The sequence below is a fragment of the Limnohabitans sp. DCL3 genome, assembly GCF_048019295.1.
Taxonomy (GTDB): Bacteria; Pseudomonadota; Gammaproteobacteria; order Burkholderiales; family Burkholderiaceae_C; genus Limnohabitans_A.
The window spans coordinates 359,237-377,684 of record NZ_CP171842.1 but is presented as its reverse complement, the minus strand read 5'-3'; the positions used below and the strand labels follow the sequence as shown (position 1 = coordinate 377,684).

17 protein-coding genes are annotated in these 18,448 nt (G+C 58.6%); 1 reads left to right on the top strand and 16 read right to left on the bottom strand.

Translation table 11 applies throughout. The annotated features are described in order from the left end of the window. Positions 1 to 3 precede the first annotated feature (3 nt). From accC to ACHEXK_RS01700, 4 genes are all read right to left on the bottom strand, one after another. Positions 4 to 1,353, bottom strand: coding sequence for an acetyl-CoA carboxylase biotin carboxylase subunit (gene accC / locus ACHEXK_RS01715; protein ID WP_416547527.1), 1,350 nt, complete (start codon positions 1,351 to 1,353; stop codon positions 4 to 6). 15 nt (positions 1,354 to 1,368) lie between these two features. Next, entirely contained in the window at positions 1,369 to 1,821 is a 453-nt protein-coding gene (accB, locus tag ACHEXK_RS01710) for an acetyl-CoA carboxylase biotin carboxyl carrier protein (RefSeq protein ID WP_416547526.1), read from the bottom strand. A 170-nt stretch (positions 1,822 to 1,991) separates the two neighbouring features. After that, complete coding sequence (locus ACHEXK_RS01705) at positions 1,992 to 2,552, bottom strand: TlpA family protein disulfide reductase (protein ID WP_416547525.1); 561 nt, start codon at positions 2,550 to 2,552, stop codon at positions 1,992 to 1,994. Then, on the bottom strand, positions 2,549 to 3,133 hold the full coding sequence (locus ACHEXK_RS01700) for a hypothetical protein (RefSeq protein ID WP_416547524.1): 585 nt from the start codon (positions 3,131 to 3,133) through the stop codon (positions 2,549 to 2,551). The genes ACHEXK_RS01705 and ACHEXK_RS01700 overlap by 4 nt, the downstream gene beginning before the upstream one ends. 70 nt (positions 3,134 to 3,203) lie before the next feature. On the opposite strand from ACHEXK_RS01700, the gene mpl reads away from it, so the two are divergent. Continuing rightward, on the top strand, positions 3,204 to 4,571 hold the full coding sequence (mpl, locus tag ACHEXK_RS01695) for a UDP-N-acetylmuramate:L-alanyl-gamma-D-glutamyl-meso-diaminopimelate ligase (RefSeq protein WP_416547523.1): 1,368 nt from the start codon (positions 3,204 to 3,206) through the stop codon (positions 4,569 to 4,571). A 66-nt stretch (positions 4,572 to 4,637) separates the two neighbouring features. Here mpl and ACHEXK_RS01690 read toward each other — a convergent pair whose 3' ends face one another. The 12 genes from ACHEXK_RS01690 to ftsA form a co-directional block, all read right to left on the bottom strand. Further along, positions 4,638 to 5,759: a 3-deoxy-7-phosphoheptulonate synthase gene (locus ACHEXK_RS01690; protein ID WP_416547522.1), complete on the bottom strand. Its 1,122-nt coding sequence runs from the start codon at positions 5,757 to 5,759 to the stop codon at positions 4,638 to 4,640. Positions 5,760 to 5,999: 240 nt separating this feature from the next. Continuing rightward, the gene (gene tldD, locus ACHEXK_RS01685) at positions 6,000 to 7,460 is read right to left on the bottom strand and encodes a metalloprotease TldD (RefSeq protein WP_416547521.1); all 1,461 of its coding nucleotides are present in this window, start codon (positions 7,458 to 7,460) and stop codon (positions 6,000 to 6,002) included. Between the two features lie 76 nt (positions 7,461 to 7,536). After that, the gene (locus tag ACHEXK_RS01680; RefSeq protein WP_416547520.1) at positions 7,537 to 8,448 is read right to left on the bottom strand and encodes an NAD(P)-dependent oxidoreductase; all 912 of its coding nucleotides are present in this window, start codon (positions 8,446 to 8,448) and stop codon (positions 7,537 to 7,539) included. Beyond that, the gene (rodA, locus tag ACHEXK_RS01675; protein WP_416547519.1) at positions 8,445 to 9,599 is read right to left on the bottom strand and encodes a rod shape-determining protein RodA; all 1,155 of its coding nucleotides are present in this window, start codon (positions 9,597 to 9,599) and stop codon (positions 8,445 to 8,447) included. Before rodA ends, ACHEXK_RS01680 begins: the two co-directional genes overlap by 4 nt. 49 nt (positions 9,600 to 9,648) lie before the next feature. Then, positions 9,649 to 10,197, bottom strand: a complete 549-nt coding sequence (gene ruvC / locus ACHEXK_RS01670; protein WP_416548815.1) for a crossover junction endodeoxyribonuclease RuvC — start codon at positions 10,195 to 10,197, stop codon at positions 9,649 to 9,651. Between the two features lie 29 nt (positions 10,198 to 10,226). Then, positions 10,227 to 10,961: a monofunctional biosynthetic peptidoglycan transglycosylase gene (gene mtgA / locus ACHEXK_RS01665; protein ID WP_416547518.1), complete on the bottom strand. Its 735-nt coding sequence runs from the start codon at positions 10,959 to 10,961 to the stop codon at positions 10,227 to 10,229. 34 nt (positions 10,962 to 10,995) lie between these two features. Continuing rightward, a complete protein-coding gene (locus tag ACHEXK_RS01660; protein WP_416547517.1) occupies positions 10,996 to 11,955 on the bottom strand; it encodes an energy transducer TonB in 960 nt (319 codons plus the stop codon). Next, complete coding sequence (locus tag ACHEXK_RS01655; protein WP_416547516.1) at positions 11,927 to 13,978, bottom strand: ribonuclease catalytic domain-containing protein; 2,052 nt, start codon at positions 13,976 to 13,978, stop codon at positions 11,927 to 11,929. Before ACHEXK_RS01655 ends, ACHEXK_RS01660 begins: the two co-directional genes overlap by 29 nt. A gap of 44 nt (positions 13,979 to 14,022) precedes the next feature. Next, on the bottom strand, positions 14,023 to 14,622 hold the full coding sequence (locus tag ACHEXK_RS01650; protein ID WP_416547515.1) for a YqiA/YcfP family alpha/beta fold hydrolase: 600 nt from the start codon (positions 14,620 to 14,622) through the stop codon (positions 14,023 to 14,025). Then, positions 14,622 to 15,545: a UDP-3-O-acyl-N-acetylglucosamine deacetylase gene (gene lpxC, locus ACHEXK_RS01645; RefSeq protein ID WP_416547514.1), complete on the bottom strand. Its 924-nt coding sequence runs from the start codon at positions 15,543 to 15,545 to the stop codon at positions 14,622 to 14,624. The genes ACHEXK_RS01650 and lpxC overlap by 1 nt, the downstream gene beginning before the upstream one ends. Positions 15,546 to 15,842: 297 nt before the next feature. Continuing rightward, on the bottom strand, positions 15,843 to 17,057 hold the full coding sequence (gene ftsZ, locus ACHEXK_RS01640; protein WP_416547513.1) for a cell division protein FtsZ: 1,215 nt from the start codon (positions 17,055 to 17,057) through the stop codon (positions 15,843 to 15,845). 143 nt (positions 17,058 to 17,200) lie between these two features. Then, positions 17,201 to 18,430: a cell division protein FtsA gene (ftsA, locus tag ACHEXK_RS01635; RefSeq protein WP_100118605.1), complete on the bottom strand. Its 1,230-nt coding sequence runs from the start codon at positions 18,428 to 18,430 to the stop codon at positions 17,201 to 17,203. Positions 18,431 to 18,448: the final 18 nt, after the last annotated feature.

The following is an 18,448-nucleotide window of genomic DNA, read 5'->3' as shown; positions in this document are numbered from 1 at the left end:
GGTTCAGCGCTTATGTTGGCTCAGCCAGTGTTCCAGGTAATGGATGTTGGTGCCGCCTTGCATGAACTTGGCGTCCACCATCAACTCGCGGTGCAAAGGCACATTGGTGTTGATGCCTTCGATCACGGTCTCATTCAAGGCGGTTTGCATGCGGGCCAAGGCCTGCTCTCGGGTATCACCATGCACGATCAACTTGCCAATCATGGAGTCGTAGTTCGGTGGCACAAAGTAGTTGTTGTACACATGCGAATCGACCCGCACGCCAGGGCCACCAGGCATGTGCCACGAGGTGACGCGACCCGGTGAGGGCGTGAACTTGAAGGGATCTTCGGCGTTGATGCGGCATTCGATGGCATGGCCGCGAATTTGGATCTGGCGTTGGGTAAAGGGCAATTTTTCGCCCGCAGCCACCATGATCTGGGTCTTGACGATGTCCACACCGGTGACCCACTCGGTCACCGGGTGCTCCACCTGCACTCGGGTGTTCATTTCAATGAAATAGAACTCCCCGTTTTCAAACAAAAATTCAAAAGTTCCAGCACCGCGGTAGCCGATTTTTTTGCAGGCGGCAACACAACGTTCACCAATTTTTTCGATCAATTTACGCGCAATGCCAGGTGCAGGGGCTTCTTCAATCACCTTTTGGTGTCGTCGCTGCATGGAGCAATCGCGCTCCCCCAAATACACCGCATTTTTGAATTTGTCGGCCAGAATTTGGATCTCGATGTGCCGTGGGTTTTGCAGGAATTTTTCCATGTAAACCGCAGGATTACCGAAAGCCGCACCGGCTTCGGCCTTGGTCATCTGAACTGCGTTGACCAAAGCCGCTTCGGTGTGCACCACACGCATGCCGCGACCACCGCCTCCGCCAGCAGCCTTGATGATCACCGGGTAACCCACCGACTTGGCAATTCGGCGAATCTGAACGGGGTCATCGGGCAACTCCCCCTCCGAGCCTGGCACACAGGGCACACCCGCACGGATCATGGCTTGTTTGGCCGAAACTTTGTCACCCATGATTCGGATCGATTCCGGGGTGGGGCCAATGAATTGGAAACCGCTTTTCTCGACGCGTTCGGCGAAATCGGCGTTTTCACTCAAAAAGCCGTACCCAGGGTGAATGGCCTCTGCATCGGTGACTTCGGCAGCAGAAATGATGGCCGGCATGTTGAGGTAGCTGAGCGAGGACGCCGCTGGACCAATACAGACGGCTTCTTCAGCCAATTTCACATATTTGGCTTCTTTGTCGGCCTCGGAGTAAACCATGACCGCTTTGATTCCCAACTCTCGGCACGCGCGCTGGATCCGCAAAGCGATCTCGCCGCGATTGGCCACCAGGATTTTCTTGAACATGAAATCCCCGTTGGCTTATTCGATGATGAACAAAGGCTGACCGTACTCCACGGCCTGACCGTTTTCACACAGAATCTGAGTGACGGTGCCGGCTTTGTCTGACTCAATCTCGTTGAGGATCTTCATTGCCTCAATGATGCACAAGGTATCACCCTCTTTGACCACCGAACCAATTTGAACAAAGGGCGCAGCACCAGGGCTGGATGATCGGTAAAAGGTGCCGACCATGGGAGATTTGACCGCGTGACCTGAAGGTGCAGCGGCCGCAGCCGGTACATCGGACACCACAGCAGCAGGCATTGGCGCTGCGACCATCGCCACAGGGGCTGACTGCTGCATCACCATGGGCGCCGCAACACCCATGCTTTTGACAATGCGAACTTTGCCTTCGGCCTCGGTGATTTCCAACTCCGAAACGTTGGAGTCAGACACCAAATCAATCAGTGTTTTGAGTTTGCGCAAATCCATAAATCCTCCGATGCTTTGAGCTCATGCAATGGATCGAATTTACACCAAATTTCGGCAAATACCCTCGAAATTAACTTTACGCCCCACAAATGAAACCCAAATGCACAGATTGAACCCATGAAATCCTTGCCCATGAGCCCAGGCAAGCCAAGATGGGCCGATCGATCACTTCAAGTGGTGGCAGCGCGCCACTGCGCCAAATCCTCTGGCGTGAGTTGCCCCATCTTTTGACGCCAAATGCTGCCATCTCCCTTGAAAAAAACCGTAAAAGGCAAGCCTCCTGCGGCATTGCCCAGTGATTTGGCCAAGTTTGTCCCCTCCAAGCCGGCCAAACCCACGGCAAAGCCCAAGGGCTGACGATCCAAAAATCGTCGCACCGCACTGGGTTGGTCAATTGCCAATGCCAGCACTTGATGACCGTTGGGTGCATTTTCTCGCCAAAAGGCCTGAAGCATGGGCAATTCCTCAATGCAGGGAGGGCACCAAGTTGCCCAAAAGTTCAAGAGCAGCGGTTGACCCTTGAAACGGGCCATCGCCACCCCCTCACCCGTGGGGCTTTCGAACTGCTGGGTCCAAAGCGGATGGCTGTCGGTGTGGGCCACGGCTTGGGGCTCAAAACGCCACAAAGCCACGCCGACACCCGCCACGGCAGCGGCTGCACCCGCGCCCAAAACCACATTGCGACGAGAAGCGCCTGAGCTTGAATTGATCATGTTGAGATTGTCTTTCATGCCGACAACAAACGCTGAAGCGCCGTCAAATCGCCTCGCGGCGAACGGCCTTGGGCATCGGGCAGCAACGCACCACGCAAGTCGTCCAGATCGTAAATCCGCAGGTGAACCCCGACATCCTCGTTCAAAGGCTCACAAAAACTGTGCAAACTCAGCACATCCACATCATCACCATGCAAGCCACGCACGGTTTGCACCTCGTATCGGTGGTTTTGGTTGATCAGGGCAATTTCTGCCGATTTGGGATCATCACAAAACAAAGCCAAATCGATATCGCACAGACGCGTGGCCCAGCCTTGCCAAACAGCGCCACCCAAATGCGGCCGAAATTCGGCCAAACGCGCCATCCAAGTCTGTGCCAGTTCACGCAAAGCCCGCAATTGCGCAGGCTGCGTATCGGCGCAAAACAAGTCGATGTAGTCCCGCACCTCGGCTTCAACCACGTCATTGGTCGGCAAGGGCGTTCGCGCAGGCAAGCCCAGTTCTTTGAGCGCGCGCTGTTTGGCTGGGCCAAAAGCCAAGCCTTCTTCCACCACCAAGCGGGCAGCAGAGGCGGCAATTTCAAGGGCAATGTCGTTCATGGCCTCTGATTGTGGCCCACCCCGATCGGGCACGTCGCAGACCGCCCCCGATGGCCCCTAAAATCCAAGCATGCATATACATATTTTGGGCATTTGTGGCACCTTCATGGGGGGCCTGGCCGCACTGGCTCGCGAAGCTGGGCATCGGGTCACCGGTTGTGACGCGGGCGTTTACCCGCCCATGAGTGATCAACTCCGCGCCTTGGGCATCGACTTGGTGGAGGGCTTTGGGGCTGAGCAGATGGCCCTCAAACCTGACATGTTCGTGATCGGCAACGTGGTCAGCCGCACACGAATGGCCGACGGGAACCCCAAATTCCCGCTGATGGAAGCCATTTTGGAGAGCGGTTCAGCCTACACCAGTGGACCCCAGTGGCTGTCGGAGCATGTTTTACAAGGTCGGCATGTGCTGGCTGTCGCTGGCACGCATGGCAAAACCACCACCACCTCCATGCTGACCTGGGTGCTGGAGCAAGCGGGGTTGCAGCCTGGTTTTTTGGTGGGCGGCGTGCCCCTGAACTTTGGGGTGTCGGCTCGGCTCGGCAGCGGGAAGTATTTCGTCATCGAAGCCGATGAGTACGACACCGCCTTTTTCGACAAGCGCAGCAAGTTTGTGCATTACCGACCGCGCACGGCCATCCTGAACAACCTGGAATTCGATCACGCCGACATTTTTGACGATTTGGCCGCGATCGAGCGCCAGTTCCACCACCTGGTGCGAACTGTGCCAGGCACGGGACGGGTGGTGGTCAACGGACTGGAGGAAAGCCTCACACGCGTACTTTCTCAAGGCTGCTGGAGCGAAGTGCGCACTTTCGGCAGCGCCGTGAGCGACTGGGTGGCCGAAGGCGAGCCGTCACACTTCCAAGTACTTCAGGCCGGCCAATCGGTTGCCGAAGTGCAATGGACCATGGGCGGCGTTCACAACCAACTCAACGCCTTGGCCAGCATCGCGGCCGCCGAGCATGTCGGCGTGAGCCCAGCTGTGGCGGTGCAAGCCCTGGCCACATTTGAAAACGTCAAGCGCCGCATGGAAGTGCGCGGTACGGTGAACGGCATCACGGTGTACGACGACTTTGCCCACCACCCCACCGCGATCCGCACGACGGTCAACGGCCTGCGTCGCCAAGTAGGCCCTGCTCGGATCCTGGCCATTTTTGAACCGCGCAGCAACACCATGAAGCTGGGCACCATGAAGGCACAGCTCCCCTGGAGCCTGGAAGAGACCGATCTGGCGTTCTGCCACTCTGGCGGTCTGGGTTGGGATGCTGCTGCCGCGCTTGAACCCATGGGGACTAAAGCGCAAGTGGGTGCCAACATCGACGAAATAGTCACCCAGGTGCTGGCCCAGGTGCAGCCCGGTGACCACTTGCTGTGCATGAGCAATGGCGGTTTTGGCGGCATTCACGACAAGCTGCTTGCGGCACTTCAGAAATAAGCACCTCAGGCCCCGCTCTGCCCATGGTGCCATGGGAGGGTGCCTGTGAAACAGGCACCGCCCTGATCAGCGTGAACGACGCGTTTTGACCGCATCCGACAACACCTGTAAAACGCCTTCGCTGTCGCCCCAGCCAATGCAGGCATCGGTGATGCTCTGGCCGTAGGTCAGGTTGGCCACATCGTGCTGTCCTGGCGTGAACTTCTGGGCACCGTCCACCAGATGGCTTTCGACCATGACGCCAAACACCTGGCGTGAACCGCCGCTGATTTGTGCGGCAATGTCTTTGGCCACATCGATCTGGCGCTCATGCTTTTTGCTGCTGTTGGCGTGACTGCAGTCCACCATCAAAGTGGCCGGCAGCTTAGCGGCCTCTAATTCTTTGCAGGCAGCGGCCACGCTGTGGGCATCGTAATTGGGCGTTTTGCCTCCGCGCAAAATCACGTGGCAATCCTTGTTGCCCTGGGTCTGAACGATGGCGACTTGTCCGTTCTTGTGAACCGACAAAAAGTGGTGGCCACGGGCTGCCGCCTGGATCGCATCGGTGGCGATCTTGATGTTCCCGTCGGTGCCATTTTTGAAACCGATGGGTGCGGACAGACCAGAAGCCAATTCACGGTGCACCTGGCTCTCGGTGGTGCGGGCGCCGATGGCGCCCCAACTGATCAGGTCGCCAATGTACTGAGGCGAGATCACATCGAGGAATTCGCTGCCGGCAGGCAAGCCCTGGCGGTTGATTTCGATGAGCAACTGTCGCGCAATGCGCAAGCCTTCATCGATGCGATAGCTCTCGTCGAGGTAAGGGTCATTGATCAAGCCCTTCCAGCCCACCGTGGTGCGGGGCTTTTCAAAGTACACGCGCATCACGATTTCCAGGGTGTCTGCGTACTTCTCTCGCAGGGGCTTCAAGCGGCGAGCGTAGTCCAGAGCAGCGGCCGGATCGTGGATCGAGCAAGGACCGATGATCACCAACAGGCGGTCGTCTTTGCCGTGCACGATTTGGGCAATGGCTTGGCGAGTTTGGGAAATCAGGGTTTCCGTGGCCGTGCCGGCAATCGGGAAAAACCGGATCAAATGCTCTGGGGGGGGGAGCACGGTGATGTCCTTGATGCGTTCGTCGTCGGTTTGGCCCGTGCGGTCGGCGGCATTCGGATACCAGCTCTCGGGGGCTGCGGTTTTGGCATTCATCGTGGACTCCTCAGATTGAAAAAAAACAGGTGAAAAAAAACCGCCGGGCTTTGGGGCTCCGGCGGTGTGTATCGAGATGTTCGGGTGCTTATGCGCTCGCCTCTCGTCCGCCGGGGACTGAGAACCAAAAATAAAAAAAGTAAAACACGGTGCGCAAAGACATGGGTTCAATGTATCACAGCTGAATGACAGTTCCTGACAGGCCGATCCGGGGACAAACCCGGATGAGCCAGTGCGGCATCAGGCCGTACCCCCAACAGTCAAGCCGTCGATGCGCAGCGTGGGCTGACCCACGCCCACCGGCACGCTCTGGCCTTCCTTGCCACAGGTGCCCACGCCCGAGTCGAGCTTCATGTCGTTCCCGATCATGCTGATTTTCTTGAGCGATTCGGGACCGCTGCCAATGAGTGTGGCGCCTTTGACAGGGTACTGAATTTTGCCATTCTCCACCCAGTAGGCCTGACTGGCAGAGAACACAAACTTGCCACTGGTGATGTCCACTTGGCCACCTGCAAAGTTGGTGGCATAAAGCCCTTTTTTGATGCTGGCGACGATTTCTTCAGGGCTCTTGTCGCCACCCAGCATGTAGGTGTTGGTCATGCGCGGCATGGGGATGTGCGCGTAGCTTTCGCGGCGGCCGTTGCCCGTGGGTTGGACGCCCATCAACCGTGCATTCATCGAGTCCTGGATGTAGCCGCGCAAAATGCCGTCTTCAATCAGCACGTTCTTCTGGCTGGCGTGGCCTTCGTCGTCCACATTGAGCGAGCCGCGGCGGTCAGCGATGGTGCCGTCGTCGAGCACGGTCACACCCTTGGCCGCCACGCGTTGGCCGATGCGGCCGCTGAAGGCACTCGATCCCTTGCGGTTGAAGTCGCCTTCCAGGCCATGGCCCACCGCCTCATGCAGCAGCACGCCGGGCCAGCCATTGCCCAGCACCACGGTCATTTCGCCCGCAGGTGCGGGGCGGGCTTCGAGGTTGATGAGCGCGGCCGACACAGCTTCTTGTACGTAGCTCTCGACCATGCCATCGTCAAAATAGGCCAGACCAAAACGCCCGCCGCCACCTGCACTGCCCACTTCGCGCCGACCGTTTTGCTCGGCAATGACCGTGACCGAGAGGCGGATCAGAGGGCGCACATCGGCCGCCAAGGTGCCGTCGGCGCGGGCCACCATGACCACGTCGTACTCCGTGGCCAGACCGGCCATGACTTGCACCACACGGGGGTCTTTGGCGCGGGCCATCTTTTCAACTCGGCCAAGCAAATTGACTTTGGCCGTGCTGTCCAATGTGGACATTGGATCCAGTGATGGGTAGAGCGAACGGCTGCCCGACACCTTGCGCTTGGGCACTTTGATGCGTTTGTTTTGTGTGGCCTGAGCGATGCTGCGCACCGTCAAGGCTGCATCCATCAGAGAGGCTTCGGAGATGTCATCCGAGTAGGCAAAAGCGGTTTTCTCGCCCGAGACTGCCCGCACGCCGACCCCCTGATCAATGCTGAAACTGCCCGTCTTGACAATGCCCTCCTCCAGGCTCCAACCCTCTGAGCGGGTGTACTGAAAATACAGGTCGGCATCGTCGACTTGGTGTGCCTGGATGGCGCTCAGCGCTCGGCTCAGGTGGTTTTCGTCCAAGCCAAACGGCTCAAGCAAAAGGGACCTGGCGGTGGCCAAGCGTTCAATGGTCGGTTCACGTGAAATCATGGGAGACATTGTAGGCAGGGTTCAAGACCCTTGCCTGCGGCGGACAGTCTCAGCAAGAAAACGCGCCAATTCCCCCTCAATCCCGTCCTTGGCGCATGAGCTTGAGCAGGGCCGCATCGTCATGGTCCTGCAAACCCTGCGCCATGGCCTGTGCAAAGAGATTTCGGGCCAAGCGGCCCAACACGGGCTCAAAAGCCACGGCCTCGGCCACCTGCATCGCCAAACCCGTGTCTTTGGCCAGCAGACGGACATGCGCGCGCGGCTCAAAGTCGTCGGCCAAAGCCCGGCGCATCCGGTCCGAGCCTATCCAGCTTTGCCCGCTGGAGGCCTCAATCACCGACAAGGTGGTCGCTGGGTCCAGACCCAAGCGCTCGGCCAAAACCATGGCCTCCGCTGAACCGACCAAATTCACCGCAGCCAACAAGTTGTTGACCAACTTGGTGCGGGCCCCATCGCCTGCCCGCGTGCCCACACGAAACACCTGTTGACTCAAGGCATTCAATACCGGCTGGTGACGCTGCCAAGCCACGTCAGAACAGGCCACCATCAAACTCATGCTGCCGTCTCGGGCCCTCAAGGGGCCACCCGACATGGGCGCATCGATGCAGTCCACACCGCGCAGCGACAGTCGCTGTGCCTGGGACTGCACGGTATCGGGCGCCAAGGTGGGACACAGCATCACCGCTTGGCCAGCTTGCAAATGGGCGCCCGCGCCTTGCCCAAGGCCATGGCCCACTTCCCCCCACAGCACGGCTTCGGTTTGAGCCGCATCGACCACAGCCACCAAAAGCACGCCATGCGGCGACAGCGACTTCGCAGCCTGCATCGCCGAGTCCAAGGGAACTGCGCCCAGGTCAACGGCTTTCGCTTGGGCTTGCGGATCGGTGTCGTGCACCCCCACTGACCAACCCAGATCACACAAACGGCCCAACATGCCGCCGCCCATATTGCCCGCCCCGACCACAGCCACGGCCAACCCATGGCTCATGTTGTCACCCATTGTCTGGAGCGAGCGATCGACATCAATATCCCCAAGGCCAAGCCCAAAGTGACCATGGCGGTACCGCCATAGCTGACAAAAGGCAAGGGCACCCCCACCACCGGCAAAATGCCGCTGACCATGCCCATGTTCACAAAGGCATAAGTGAAAAAAATCATGGCCATGCTGCCCGCGAGCAAACGGCTGAACAGCGTGGGGGCGTCAGCGGCAATGGCGAGCGCCCGGTAAACCAGAAAAAAGAACCAGAAAATCAGGAACACCCCCCCCACAAAACCAAACTCCTCGCCATAGGCGGCAAAAATAAAGTCCGTGGTCCTTTCGGGAATGAACTCCAGATGGGTTTGGGTGCCTTGCATGAAGCCTTTGCCCCAAAAACCACCAGAACCAATGGCAATCATGCCCTGAATGATGTGGAAACCCTTGCCCAATGGGTCACGCGCCGGGTCAAGCAAAGTGCACACACGCTGGCGCTGGTACTCGTGCAACACACGCCAGTCCACCCCTTCGGCACACAGGGTCGGCTCCATGACGACCAAAACCACGATACCCAAAATACCCAACACCATGGGCGGCAAAATCCATCGCCATTTGAGTCCTGCGAAAAAAATCACCGCCAGGCCCGCTGCCAAAACCAGCAAGGAGGTGCCCAGATCAGGCTGCTTCATGATCAAGCCTACGGGGACGCCCAAAATCAACAAGGCCACCGCAAAGTCAAACGGCCGCAGTTGGCCTTCACGCTTTTGGAACCAAGCCGCCAGCATCAAGGGCAAGGCTATTTTCAAAATTTCACTGGGCTGGATCACCACCCCCAAGTTGATCCAGCGCCGAGACCCTTTTTTGGTGATGCCAAAAATAGCCACCGCCACCAACAAAATGACCCCCACGGTGTAAACGGGAACCGCCCAAGCCATCAGTTTTTGCGGTGGCATTTGAGCCACCACAAACATGATGAACCCCGCCAACAACATGTTGCGGCCATGGTCCACAAAACGGGTGCCGTGGTCGTAACCGGAGGAAAACATGATCAATAAACCCGCGCAAGCGAGCATGAAAACGGCGAACGCCAAAGGACCATCGAAGCCCTTGAGCTGCTGCCGCAAGCGATGCAACAAAGTCGGTGTTTGAATGACGGGGCCCATGGCTTGGATTATCTCAGGGCGGGGGCGAGCCTGTGCGTTTGCAGTCGCCTCAATGGCTGCGGCCACTGCGGAACATGCCATGCGTTTTGCGGTTCAGCACACCTTGCGCAGCCAGTTTGTTCATGGACGGGCTGGCATGTGCATGGGTGATGGCCATTCCCAGCGCATCGGCAGCGTCTTGACGTGGCAAAACCGGCAACTGCAACAAGCGCTTGACCATTTCCTGAATTTGCGATTTGGCCGCGCGGCCATGCCCGGTGACCGATTGCTTCATTTGCAAAGCGGTGTATTCAGCCACCGGCAAGTCGCAAGACACCAGTGCGGTGACACAGCAGCCACGGGCTTGGCCGAGCAACAGCGTGGCTTGGGGATTGACGTTGACAAAAACGATCTCGACCGAGGCGACATCGGGTTGGTAGCGGGCATGGATCTCGCGTACCCCGTCATAAATCACCTTCAATCGGGCTGGCAAATTGCCCATATCACCCCGAGTGGTCTCGATCACCCCGCTGGCCACGTACTGCAAACGCGAGCCCATCATGTCGAGCACGCCAAAGCCTGTGGTCTGCAAGCCCGGATCGATGCCCAAGATGCGCACCGTTTGTGGTGTGGCGGTGGTCAAGGAGCTCATGGCAGGACCACATCGCCCATGCGGGCCACAATGGTGTCGGCGCGACTGGCCAAATAAGCCGATTGCGCCTTTTGCTCAAAATACCGGGGGCGTGGCAACATGACGGCCAAACGCGCCGCCTCCCAGTCGTTCAAACGGGCCGCATTTTTCTTGAAATAGTGCTGGGCAGCGGCTTCAGCGCCGAAAACACCCTCGCCCCATTCCACACTGTTGAGGTAAATCTCCAGAATGCGCCGCTTGGAGAGGAAGGTCTCCAGCGCCAAAGTGATCAGCATTTCTTGGCCTTTGCGCAGCAAGGTTCGTTCACCTGACAAGAACAGATTTTTGGCCAACTGCTGCGTGATGGTGGAGCCGCCGACGATTTTCACGGGGGGTGTTTTGCCATCCGCTCGGCGTTGGGCACGTTGCTCGGCCAAAGCTTTGGCTTTGGCATTCTTTTCCCAGGCTTTTTCCAAAGACTCCCACCACACGCCGCCGTGTTGCGCAAACAAGCTGTCCTCCGAGGCGATGACCGCGCGCTGCAGCTTGGGCGAAATGTTGGGCAAATCAACCCATTCTTGACGCCAGGGCAGTTGACCCTGCCGGCTCACGATTTGCCACATCTGAGACCGCTCGAAACTGGTGGATTGCGGCACCCACAGGGCCATGCTGACGATGCGCAAGACAAAGAAAAGCTGCAAACCCAGCGCTGCCAGCAAAACGAGTAAGCACCAACGACCAAAAGCACGCATCCAATTCCTTTGTCTCAGGGGTTCGAGAGCCGACTCAGCGTCGGGACTGGGCAACGCCCGGGGTCAACATGCGCATGTCCAAGGTCCCCTCTTGGGAAAATTGAAAGCGGGTGACCACCACGATCTGGTCGGCCTGTCGCCGCATGTTAGCGCTGAACACATCAAAGGGCGCAGCGCTGCGCACAATCGCCACCGCCCTTTGGTCCAACAAGGGCAGGCCTGAGGGTTTGACCACTTCGGTTTGGACCAAGCGCCCACGTGCATCCACGGTGATCACCATGGTCAACTGCCCGTAAAGTTTTTGGCCTCCCACTTGGGGAAAATTGAGCGTGCCACGGGTTTCAATGGTGCGCCTGAGTTTGTCGTAATACAGCGCATACACCGCTTCACGGGTCGCAGGGCTGATGAAACGTTTGCGCGGGCCCGCTTGGTTTTTCTCGAGCTTGGGCTCAATTTCGGCCAACTGGCGGGTCAACTGCTGCTTGCGCTCTTGACGAGCTTGGCGCTCGGGTGCATCGGCCGTTTCTCCGGAAGGGTCCCTGGTCAGGGCCGACAGCTCTTGCTTGAGCTGGGTGAGCAAAAGCCATTGCTGCAGTTTAAGCGCCTCGATTTGACGCTGCATGGCCCCAATGTCAGCGCCAGACTCTTGGGCTGTAGACGGAGGCAAAGGGGAGCTGGCGCGTTGATCACCTGGCACAGCGCCCCCGCCTGCCAATTGGACTTGGGCCACGGCCTGGGCTCTTTCAGGGGGTGCATCACTGCGGGCGTTGACCAGAACAACCTCTAAGGTGGAGTCTTCAAACACCCTGTGAAAACTCTCCGGGTCGGCAAAGCGCCAGGTGATCAGCGCCACATGCACCAGCAACGAAAAGCCCAATGTCCACACCAAGGTGTGGCGATGCAACACCTGCTTGAGCCAAGCCCGTGGTGAAGCCAGTGGCCCCAAGCCAGCAGGCAGAGCGCCCTCAAGAACCATCGCTTTGCGTGCTGTCACTCAGATCAACCGCAATGGTGAGCGGCCCAGCGGCCAAGGCCTCGTCATCATCGGCCTCATCGGTTTCAGCATCTGCAGCCACCTCAGGGGCGTCCAGGTGCGCGATCACAGTGCCATGCACATCCAGCGCCATCAGGTCCACCTCGCTGAGCTTGACGCGCACGCGCGCACCCCGCATCAGACCTTGAGCCCCCATCACACTGAACATCAGAGGCAGGGTGTCTGCACGCACCAACCAGCTGCCGCCCCCCGTCTCTTTGACCAAGCTGGCGTCGCACTCTTCGATGTTTTGCTGCTGCACATGGCGCAATGTCCAGTAACGCTCCATGCTGGACTGCACACTGTTGTAGGCGCTGTAGGCCGCATCAAAACCGCTGATGATGGAGAACAGCTCCGCGTCTTTGGGCTTGAATGGCGCGGCCAATGCAGCCGTTGCGCCATGCTTGGCGCAGGCGATGATTTGCCACTGGTTGACCAAATCGGTGTAACGGCGCAAAGGCGAAGTGCTCCAGGCGTAGCTGGGCACGCCAATGCCAGCGTGCGGCAGCGCTTTGGTGCCCATGCGCACCTTCACACCGGGGGCCATGCTGGCTTGGCTGCGGTAAATGCCCGGTACGCCCAGTTGGGCCATCCATTGGCCCCATGTGCTGTTGGCCAAAATCATGGCCTCGGCCACCATCAAATCGAGTGGCGCACCGCGCTTGCGGGTACCAATGACCACCGTTTCCTCGCCCGTCGGAGGGGCTTCGTTGCTTTCACGTTCTAGCTTGAAGCTGTAGTCCGGGCGATTGAAGTTTTCGGGTTTGCCGCGCACCACTTCGCGACGGGCCTTGAGCGTTTGCGCCAGGCGCCAAAAAAAGCCCAAGGTCGCCCGACTGACGGGCACATCGGCGTGATCGCTCAGGTCTTCACCTTCCAACCATTCACGGGTGATCCGCTCATCGAGTTGGTCGTGGCGCAGATTGACCAAAATCGGCACCCGCTCCAGCCGGGTCACCGCACTTTGTACGTCGAGCGTATCTTCACTGAAGGTCACATAAAGCGATACCGCCGGGCAGTCTCGCCCCTCGATCAAGGTGTAGGCCTGGACCACACTGTCGGGCAGCATGGTGATTTTGTAGCCGGGCATGTACACCGTGGACAAACGAGCACGGCCGAGTTGGTCGATCGCGCTGCCGGGCGTCACAGCCAAGCCCGGCGCGGCGATGTGGATGCCCACGGTGACCGTGCCTGTGCCCAATCCCTGGAGTGACAGAGCGTCGTCGATCTCGGTGGTCTGTGAATCATCAATCGAGAAGGCTTGAACTGGGGCCAGTGGCAAATCGTCCCCAATGGCCGGTGCCTGCAAAGCTGGGAAGCCCGTGCCTTTGGGAAACAAATCAAACAAGAAACGCTGCCAATGGAAATCCCAGGCGGATGCAATGGCCCCGGCGTTTTGCAGCAAGGCCAGAGGCGCCCTCTGGCTGGCCTTGCTGGCTTCGACCACGGCCTTGTACTCGGGGGTGTTTTTGTCGGGCCGAAACAAAATTTTGTACAACTGCTCGCGGATGGGGGCTGGACAGGTGCCGGCCACCAGCTCGGCAGACCATGCCTCGATTTGGGCTTGGACTTGCTTCTTTTTTTCAATCGCCAACAGCGCCTGCTGCACGATCTCAGCGGGTGCCTTGCGGAAACGCCCTTTACCGGCGCGACGGAAGTAATGTGGGGCGTCGTGCAAGCGCAGCAAGGCAGCGACTTGCTGCACCGTGCTGGCCGAATTGAAATAATCCTGGGCCAAATCGGCGAACCCAAACTCTTGGTCGGGGGCAAACTCGTAGGCCAACTCCAACTCGATGGTTTGACTCAGCACTGTGGCCTCAGCCAACAAAGCGGCTGGTGTGGGTTTGTCAAATTTGAGCAGCTGGGCAGCGGCTTTGACTTTCACCCGTTTGCCCGAGTCGAGCTCAACCTGAGCGGAAGCCTCGGCTTCGGACAAGATGCGACCGGCCATGAATTTACCGGCTTCTTCAAATAATGCGTACATGGTGGGATTTTCCCACGCGCCGCCGCCGAGACCGGTCCTGGGGATCAGGCCAAGCGAAGAAATTCGAAAATTTCAGGCAGGTACAGATCAAAATCACTCAAAGCATGGTCACTGCCTTCGATCAAGCGAACTTGGCCTGCTTCATGGCGCGCCAACATTTCCCGCCAATCGAGCACCTCATCCCCCTTGGCGATCACAGCCAAGGTTGGGGGCGCGGCGTTTGGCGCCGAAGAGGCGCTGTGCAACTCCAGTTCCTGCAACTCTTGCACAAATTCGGGATCGAAAAAGATTTTTTGAGCTGGATCGTGCCATGCAGGGTGTTCACCCATGTAGCCCGCCAAATCTCGCGCGGGGTGCACCGCTGGGTTGAGCAGCACCGCAGGGCAGCCCCAAGCGCGCGACAGCCAAGCGGCATAAAAGCCGCCGAGAGAAGAGCCCACAATGGCAGTGCGGCCCAGTGGCCATGACGCTGCGCCCGCTTGCAACAAGGCCATGGCTTGTCGGGGCGATGCGGGCAATTGCGGGCACCACCATGTCACATGGGGGTGTTGGCGCTGCACCATGCCCGCCATTTTCCGCGCTTTGACCGATTGCGGCGAAGACCGAAAACCATGCAAGTACAGCAGGTGTGTGGTGCTGGGCATCACCATGCGGGTTGCAAAGCGGCAAAACCGCGGGGTGCTTGGGCTTTGTCCTCAAAAGTCACCAACTCGTAAGCGTCAGGCCTGGACAACAACTCGCGCAGCAAGCGGTTGTTCATGGCATGGCCCGAGCGGAATGCGCTGTAGGCCGCCAACAGAGGTTTGCCCAAAATGTACAAATCGCCCATGGCGTCGAGAATTTTGTGTTTGACGAACTCGTCGTCATAACGCAGGCCATCGGCATTGAGCACTTTGTAATCGTCCATCACGATGGCATTGTCCAAGCCCCCCCCTAGGGCCAAGCCATTGGCGCGCAGCATCTCGACGTCTTTGGTGAAACCGAAGGTGCGGGCGCGTGCGATGTCGCGGGCGTACACGCCGTCCGACATGTCAAACACCACCTGTTGCCCGGTCGAATCCACGGCGGGGTGCCGAAAATCAATTTCAAAGCTCAAGCGATAGCCGTGGTAAGGCGTTAAACGCGCCCACTTGATGTTCTCGCCCTCTCCCTCGGACACTTCGACCGGCTTGAGGACGCGCACAAACCGCTTGGGCACAGACTGCTCCACCACGCCTGCACTTTGCAGCAAGAAAACAAAGGACGAAGCCGAGCCGTCGAGGATGGGGACTTCCTCGGCCGTGATGTCCACATACAAGTTGTCAATGCCCAAACCTGCACAGGCCGACATCAGGTGTTCGACCGTCAGCACTTTGGCTTGTCCTGCGGAGATGGTGGAGGCCAAACGGGTGTCGGTCACCGCCTCGGCGTTGACCGCAATGTCCACCGGCTCGGCCAGGTCGATCCGGCGAAACACAATACCCGTATCCGGTGCGGCGGGGCGCAGGGTCAGCTCGACGCGCTGACCGCTGTGCAAACCCACGCCGACGGCTTTGGTCAAGGTTTTGAGGGTGCGTTGAGCGAGCATGCGTGTATTTTAGTTGGCGAGAGACATGCAAGTGTGCAAAAGGAATAGGCGTGCAGTCAACAAGGGCCGCCACGACCGATACGCAGTCCCGGTGCTTGGCCCGAGGCTGGCGAGCGATGTTGAGACGCGAAGCGACAACGAGCTCGACGGCCCCGGGCACAACACCGGGACGGCAAAAACTGAGTGCCGCTCTTACAACACAAAGCGATCAAGCTGAACGAACATGCAAAAAGGGGCCAGACAGGCCTTCACCCGTCTGGCCCCAAATGCACCAAAAATCAACGTTAAGTCAGCCGGTCAGTCCGCTTGCTTGCGCAAGAAAGCGGGGATCTCAATGTCGTCCATGCCCGCATTGGCCATGCCGTCCACGCGAGCAGCTGCATGGGTGCGGTTGCTGCGCCAGTAAGCAGGCACATTCAACCCACTGTTGTTCATCGAGGCCGCAGCGTTGCCCGCATGGTTGACCGCATCTTGGCCACCCATGGTGAACGCCACGTTGTCGGTACCCGTGCGCAACACTTGCAGCGGAGGGGCTGTGCGGCGAGCGCCAGCCTTGGACAAACCCGTGGCCACCACCGTCACGCGGATCTCGTCGCCCAAGTTCTCGTCGTAGGCGGTGCCATAAATCACGTGGGCATTTTCCGAGGCGTAAGCACGGATGGTATTCATCGCCTGCTTGGATTCGGACAGCTTCAAAGAACCTTTGGCAGCGCTGATCAAGACCAACACACCCTTGGCACCCGACAGGTCCACGCCCTCGAGCAACGGGCAAGCCACAGCCTGCTCGGCAGCGATGCGGGCGCGATCCGGGCCGCTGGCCGCAGCTGTGCCCATCATGGCTTTGCCAGGCTCGCCCATCACGGTGCGCACGTCTTCAAAGTCGACGTTGACATGGCCTGGTACGTTGATGATTTCGGCAATCCCGCCGACAGCATTTTTCAGCACATCGTTGGCATGGGCAAAAGCCTCGTCTTGGGTCATGTCTTCGCCGCCTGGCAACTCCAACAGCTTTTCGTTCAGCACAACGATCAAGGAATCGACATTGGCCTCAAGCTCTTGCATGCCAATATCGGCATTGGTCATGCGGCGACCGCCTTCAAATTCGAACGGCTTGGTGACCACCCCCACGGTGAGGATGCCCATTTCTTTGGCGATACGGGCGATCACTGGGGCTGCACCTGTGCCAGTGCCGCCGCCCATGCCTGCGGTGATGAACAACATGTGCGCGCCCTCGATGGCTGCGCGGATGTCGGCTTCAGCGCTTTCAGCAGCCTCACGGCCCTTCTCGGGCTTGCTGCCAGCACCCAGGCCGGTCTGACCCAACTGGATAAAGCGGTGCGCTGCGCTGCGGGCCAAAGCTTGCGCATCGGTGTTGGCGCACACAAATTCGACGCCCTGGACTTGGCGCTCAATCATGTGTTCGACAGCGTTGCCGCCGCCACCGCCGACGCCAATCACTTTGATCTGCGTGCCTTGGTTAAATTCTTCTGTCTGGATCATTTCGATGGTCATGGTGCTACTCCTAAATTTGTTTGCAGTTGCCGAGGTTTTTTATCTGTCAATCTTTTTTGTTTCTGGGGAGAGTGCGTGTCAACATCGACACGGTCTTGAAATCGGTGGACTGCCCCTGGCGAGATATCTTTTTTGCCAATTCATCAGAAGTTCCCCACGATGAAATCTTTGAAACGTCCAAAAGCGTTGTTCACCGAACTCTTCTTTTGTGTGACCTTATAACCGCGCAGCCGGGCCATGCGGGCTTCTTCCAAGAGGCCCATCACCGTGGCTGCACGAGGCTGGCTGACCATGTCGGCCAAACCACCCGAATATTTGGGCAAGCCGCGTCGCACAGGCTTGAGGAAGATGTCTTCACCCAACTCAACCATGCCAGGCATGACGGCACTGCCACCCGTGAGCACAATGCCGGAAGAGAGCACTTCTTCGTAGCCCGACTCCCGGATCACTTGGTGCACCAGCGAGAAAATTTCCTCGATGCGCGGCTCAATCACACCGGCCAAGGCTTGGCGACTGAGCATGCGCGGGCCCCGGTCACCCAAACCAGGCACTTCAACCTGCGCATCAGGGTCAGCCAACAGTTGCTTGGCATAACCGCTCTCGACTTTGATGTCTTCTGCATCTTTGGTGGGGGTGCGCAATGCCATGGCGATGTCGCTGGTGATCAAATCGCCTGCAATCGGAATCACAGCGGTATGGCGAATCGATCCATTCGCAAAGATGGCCACGTCGGTCGTGCCTGCGCCAATGTCCACGCACACAACGCCCAATTCACGCTCGTCTTCCGACAACACAGCCAAGCTCGAAGATTGGGGATTGAGCAGCAATTGGTCAACCTCCAGACCACAGCGGCGCACACATTTGATGATGTTTTCAGCAGCACTTTGGGCGCCTGTGACGATGTGCACCTTGGCTTCCAGGCGCATGCCGCTCATGCCAATCGGCTCTTTGACTTCTTGGCCGTCGATCACAAATTCTTGTGGCGCCACGAGCAGCAAACGCTGGTCGGTCGAGATGTTGATGGCGCGTGCCGTCTCCATCACGCGGGCCACATCGGCCTGCGTGACTTCCTTGTCCTTGATCGCCACCATGCCGCTCGAATTGATACCCCGGATGTGGCTGCCGGTGATGCCGACATTGACGCGGGTGATTTTGCAATCCGCCATCAGCTCCGCCTCTTTGAGGGCTTGCTGGATACTTTGTACCGTGGCATCGATGTTGACCACCACCCCACGCTTGAGACCATTGCCTGGCGCGATGCCCAGCCCGGCGATCTTCAGTTCGCCATCGGGCATGACCTCGGCGACCACCGCCATGACTTTGGAGGTGCCGATGTCCAACCCTACCACCAGATCTTTGTACTCTTTTGCCATTTGAATCCCCGTTTCCGT